General features: G+C 38.5%; 1 pseudogene. It reads right to left on the reverse strand.

Features of this window, described 5'->3' with window-relative positions:
* A pseudogene (locus tag CA730_RS20060) lies at window positions 1-730 on the reverse strand (hypothetical protein); the annotation flags it as partial.
* Window positions 731-732: the final 2 nt, after the last annotated feature.

Genomic DNA, 732 nt, shown 5'->3' on the forward strand with positions numbered 1-732 from the left:
CCTGTTGTCCTTGTTTTCTCAGTTCTTCTAATTGTTGTTGATACATTTGGGATAATTTCATAATTAACTCCTGATCATCTTGATCAATATCTTGTTCTTGACGCTGACGTGCCGATAACACAGCAATTAGGTTATGTACTAATTCTATGACATCTGCCAGAAATGGATTGTTATTTGTCAGTGTTTCCAATTCTTCCACCGCTTGTCTTTGTACTTTTCCCCTCCCTAATATCCGCAAAAACAGGGTTTCGGGTGTACTGGGTAATTGATGAATACTCACAATGACGGTTTTAAGTCCTTTGCCAAAAAAGTAAATCCCCTTGCCCCAGTTTTCTTCATCCAAACTAGCATTAAAGCTATCGAGGATTTCTACTGATACTGTAGGAGTCAAAATCCACAAATTAGCTAATTCGGACTCATTTATTTGTGTATCATTGCGTTTAGCTTGACGTTCAATCTGGGCATGAATGTCAAATAATTTACCTATGCAACCGCGGATTTCACTTCTACCGACAGCATTACGAAATGGTTCAAATACGGCATAATTAGCCGCCATTTTCCCTAATACGCCTAGTGTTGCTAGGTTGTTGGGTGGGGATGAGGGGATAAATAATACGTCAATTTCTCTGACTTCTGCGGTGATGTCTTTACTGGTTTCTACTTGTCCATAGGGTGTTAATAGTTCTGTTAGATATTGTTTAGCAAATTGATCATGTATAAAGCGAGTCATTT

The sequence above is a fragment of the Dolichospermum compactum NIES-806 genome (assembly GCF_002368115.1).
GTDB lineage: Bacteria > Cyanobacteriota > Cyanobacteriia > Cyanobacteriales > Nostocaceae > Dolichospermum > Dolichospermum compactum.